The organism is uncultured Campylobacter sp., assembly GCF_938030815.1.
GTDB lineage: Bacteria > Campylobacterota > Campylobacteria > Campylobacterales > Campylobacteraceae > Campylobacter_B.
Genome location: NZ_CALHII010000176.1, coordinates 1 through 4163, shown reverse-complemented (window position 1 = coordinate 4163; position 4163 = coordinate 1). Strand labels below are relative to the sequence as shown.

4 protein-coding genes are annotated in these 4163 nt (G+C 51.5%); 2 read left to right on the top strand and 2 right to left on the bottom strand.

Features of this window, described 5'->3' with window-relative positions; all coding sequences use genetic code 11:
* The coding region (locus tag Q0277_RS06810; RefSeq protein ID WP_297996747.1) for a hypothetical protein at positions 1 to 676 on the bottom strand (676 nt) is incomplete at its 3' end.
* A 64-nt stretch (positions 677 to 740) separates the two neighbouring features.
* A complete protein-coding gene (mnmG, locus tag Q0277_RS06805) occupies positions 741 to 2615 on the bottom strand; it encodes a tRNA uridine-5-carboxymethylaminomethyl(34) synthesis enzyme MnmG (RefSeq protein WP_297996745.1) in 1875 nt (624 codons plus the stop codon).
* Between the two features lie 236 nt (positions 2616 to 2851).
* On the opposite strand from mnmG, the gene bioB reads away from it, so the two are divergent.
* Positions 2852 to 3844: a biotin synthase BioB gene (gene bioB / locus Q0277_RS06800; protein ID WP_297996743.1), complete on the top strand. Its 993-nt coding sequence runs from the start codon at positions 2852 to 2854 to the stop codon at positions 3842 to 3844.
* 39 nt (positions 3845 to 3883) lie between these two features.
* The coding region (locus tag Q0277_RS06795; RefSeq protein ID WP_297996741.1) for a hypothetical protein at positions 3884 to 4163 on the top strand (280 nt) is incomplete at its 3' end.

Sequence of the window (4163 nt, the reverse complement as noted above, 5' to 3'; positions counted from 1 at the left end):
TTTTCTTTTCGGCTAGGTCTAAATTTTTATTGCAAACAGCCTTGAAATATCTACGCAGCTCGGCGTAATCATTTGGATCGCTGATCATAAAATTACAAAACAAGCCGTTTTTGCCCTGTAAAAATATCATATCAAAAACACTATCAACGCCCTTGCCAAAATGAAAAATGATCTGAGGCAAAAGCACCATGCAGATCGTCGCTAAAATTATAAAAACAGATGTCGCTACGGGCAGAACTACAAACATCGCCGCCATGATAACGACAAGAAATATTACGCCTGTTTTACCGCCGACGCTATCTAGCCCGTAATGTATCGGAAGCGCGTAGGATACTGTTTTGTGAAGCTTTCGTATTTGACGCGGCGCAATTTCCGCAAAAATGTTACCGTCAATTATCTTGACGATTTTATCATTATAAAAATAGACATAAGCGTTTCTATAGAAATTCATATCGAATTTTCTCCTGCCTATGACGAGCAAAAAGCATAATGAAATTTTAAATATATCGGAGTTGCCGCCAAAAAATACGTTTCTTAAAATTCCAAAAGCCATTAACGCAAGCATCAAAATAATCGAAATTTTTATGACTTGATTAGTTTCGTCTTTGATGACTAGCGGCTCTTTGTCGTAGTCTCTTGCAAATTTTCTCAGGCTTAAATTTAACTCATCTTGCATGCTCATTCCTATTTTGTTCGCGTAGTCAAATTCTACTACGGCTTTCTCACGCCAGACGCGCAGCTTATTTCAAGCCAAAATTTTGCTTGATGTAAATGTGCAAAATATCGATTGCGGCGGGCGTTACGCCGCTGATCTCGCTCGCGGCAAAAAGCGTCGGCGGCGCGAAGCGATTTAGCTTCTGCACGATCTCGTTGCTAAGCCCTCCGATCTTGCTAAAATCGATCTGCGGCGGGATCGCGACGCCAAGCAGCCCCTTCATCCTCTCGACCTCGGCGCGCTGCATCGCGATGTAGAAATGATACTTGCACTGCGTTAAAATTTCATCCAAAACCTCATCGCTAAAGCCCTCAAAATGCGGTGCCAGAGCGAGCAGTCCCGCCTTTGAAAAGCCGCTTTGAGAGGCGATCTTTTGCAAGCTACAGCTTTGCGAAATTGGCTCTGCGCCGATACTTTGCAGCAGGCCAAGCGTCTGTTTCGAAGGAGTAATCTGCGTTTTTAGCAAAAATTCCATTCCGCTCTGCACATCGTGCTTAAATTTGCTCGCCCGCTCGTAACTCGCCTCGTCTAAAAGCCCGATTTCGCGGCCGTATTCGCTTAGACGCAACACTGCGTTGCCTTCGCGCAGCAGCAGGCGAAATTCCGCACGCGAAGTAAACATTCGGTAAGGCTCGTTCGTGCCCTTAGTGACGAGATCATCGATCAAAACGCCGATATACGCCTCATCTCTGCGCAAAATCAGAGGCTGCCGCCCGTGCAAATCAAGCACGGCGTTGATACCCGCCATCAGCCCCTGCGCCGCGGCCTCCTCGTAGCCGGTGGTGCCGTTGATCTGGCCTGCTAAAAACAGCCCGCGGATCTTTTTGGTCTCGAGGCTGTGTTTAAGCTCGGTAGGATCGATGAAATCGTACTCGATCGCATAGCCCGGGCGGACGATTTTTGCATTTTCAAAGCCTCTGATCGTGTGCAAAAACGCAACCTGCACGTCGTAAGGAAGGCTCGTAGAAAGCCCGTTTACGTAATACTCCGTAGCCTCGCGCGTCTGCGGCTCGACGAAGACGTGGTGGCGGTCTCGATTTGGGAATTCATAAATTTTAGTCTCGATGCTCGGGCAGTAGCGCGGGCCGGTGCTTGAAATCTGCCCCGTAAACATCGGCGCGCGGGCGAAATTTTCGCGGATGATCTCGTGCGTGCGCTCGTTCGTGTAGGCGATGAAGCAGGCAAGCTGTTTCGGCGCAAAATTTTTGCTGCGAAAGCTAAAAGCGCGCGGATTGGCGTCGCCGTCTTGGCGCTCAAGCACGCTAAAATCGATCGTCTTAGCATCGATCCTCGGGCAGGTGCCCGTCTTTAGCCGCCCCATTTGCAGCCCCAAGCTTCGTAGCGATTCGGCAAGCTCGACGCTCGCCAGCTCGCCCACGCGCCCCGCTTGCAGCTTATTCTCGCCCACGTGAATTAGCCCGTTCAAAAAGGTGCCGGCGGTGATTATCAGATGCTCGGTCTCATAAACGTTGCCAAGATGGCTCTTAACGCCACAAATGCGCGGGCCGCCGCCTTGCTCGCAGGTTAAAATTTCGCTCGCGATCTCCTGGCTTACGTCCAGCCCCTGCGTGTTTAGCAGCAAATTTCGCATGTAGATGCGGTATTCGTCCATATCGATCTGAGCGCGCGAGCCGCGCACCGCAGGGCCCTTGCTCTCGTTTAAAATTCTAAACTGCAGCCCGCACGTATCCGCCGCAAGTCCCATCTGACCGCCCAACGCGTCGATCTCCTTTACCAGATGTCCCTTAGCAAGGCCGCCGATTGCAGGGTTACAGCTCGCAGCGCCGATCTGCTCGGCCAAGATCGTAATTAGCAGCGTCTTTGCGCCCATTTTTGCGGTGGCTAAGCTTGCCTCAATACCCGCGTGCCCGCCGCCCACAACGATAACGTCGTATTTCATTTTTTGCCTTTAAATTTAAAGTTGCAATTTTAGCCAAAATAAAATTTCAAAACGATAAATCGCACGCAGATGTCGCGGACAAGCCGTTCGTAAAAATCGCGGCACAAAAGCGGCGAATGGTGGGCATAAAATTCCGCATAAATTTTTAGCGCAAAATTCCTGCGCCAAAATTTCACGCGCGGGCTTTGCTTTAAATTTAGCGTTGTATAATTACGCATTTTTATCAAAAAGGATGAATGCTGATAGATAAAGCTTATGTTTGCGCGCTGAAAGATCGCGTGATAGGCGGCTGCGAGATTGCAAAGGAGGAGGCGCTAGAGCTGGCGCGATGCGAGGATTTAGGCGCGCTTTTTGCGGCGGCGGATGAGATCAGGCGCGAGTTTTGCGGCGATAAATTCAATCTCTGCACGATCATAAACGTAAAATCGGGGCGCTGTAGCGAGGACTGCAAATACTGCGCGCAGTCGGCGCATTTTAACACGGGCTGCGAGACTTACGGAATTTTGAGCGAGCGGCAGGTGCTAAGCGCCGCGCTTGCAAACGAAGCCGAGCAGACGCATCGCTTCTCGCTCGTCGCCAGCGGGCGCGGAATTTCTCAAAAAAGCTCCGATCTTAAGGCATACTGCGCGATCTATGAGCGGCTGCGAAGCGAAACGCGGCTGCATCTGTGCGCCTCGCTGGGGATCGCCTCAAAGCCCGCGCTGGCGCTGCTTAAAGCAAGCGGCGTACAGACCTATCATCACAATCTCGAGACTTCGCGCAAATTTTATCCGCAGATCTGCACGACGCACAGCTACGACGATCGCATCCAAACGATACAAAACTGCCGCGCCGTGGGGCTTGACGTATGTAGCGGCGGGATTTTCGGGCTGGGCGAAAGTATGGAGGATCGCATCGATATGGCGCTGCAGCTGCGAGAGCTGGGCGTTAGCTCCGTGCCGATCAATATCCTGACCCCGATCAAAGGCACTCCGCTGCAAAACGCCGCGCCGCTAGCGCACGATGAAATTTTAAAATCGATCGCGATCTACCGCTTCATTTTGCCGCGCGCGTATCTGCGCTTCGCAGGCGGCAGGCGAAATTTGGGCGAGCACGTGCGCACGGCGCTTGGATGCGGCATCAACTCGGCGCTTACGGGCAATTTCCTGACCACCACCGGCGATAGTATCGCAAGCGATAAGGCGCTTGTGGCGCAGTGCGGGTTCGACCTCGCAAAGGGCGCGGATTAGCGTCAGTCGGGAATTAAAGATAAAATTTAAGAGGTAGCCGTGAAGTTAAAATTTTTCTCTGCCTTGATTTTAGTCGTGTTGCTTTGCGGCTGCTCGACGCTCTCGCAGGACGGCAAGGAGGCTTTGTTTGCAACAGGCGCGAACAGATGCGACATCGCAAGCTCGCTAAATAAGGAGCAGCCAAACCGCTGCGCGAAGCGGCAAAAAATCGACGCCGAAGTCGCGCGAAAGGCGCAAGAGCAAGCGGCATCGCAAGACGCGTTTAATTCATTCAGAGCGAATAGCGCGCAAGCTCAACAAAGAGCGCAGCAGCAGTATA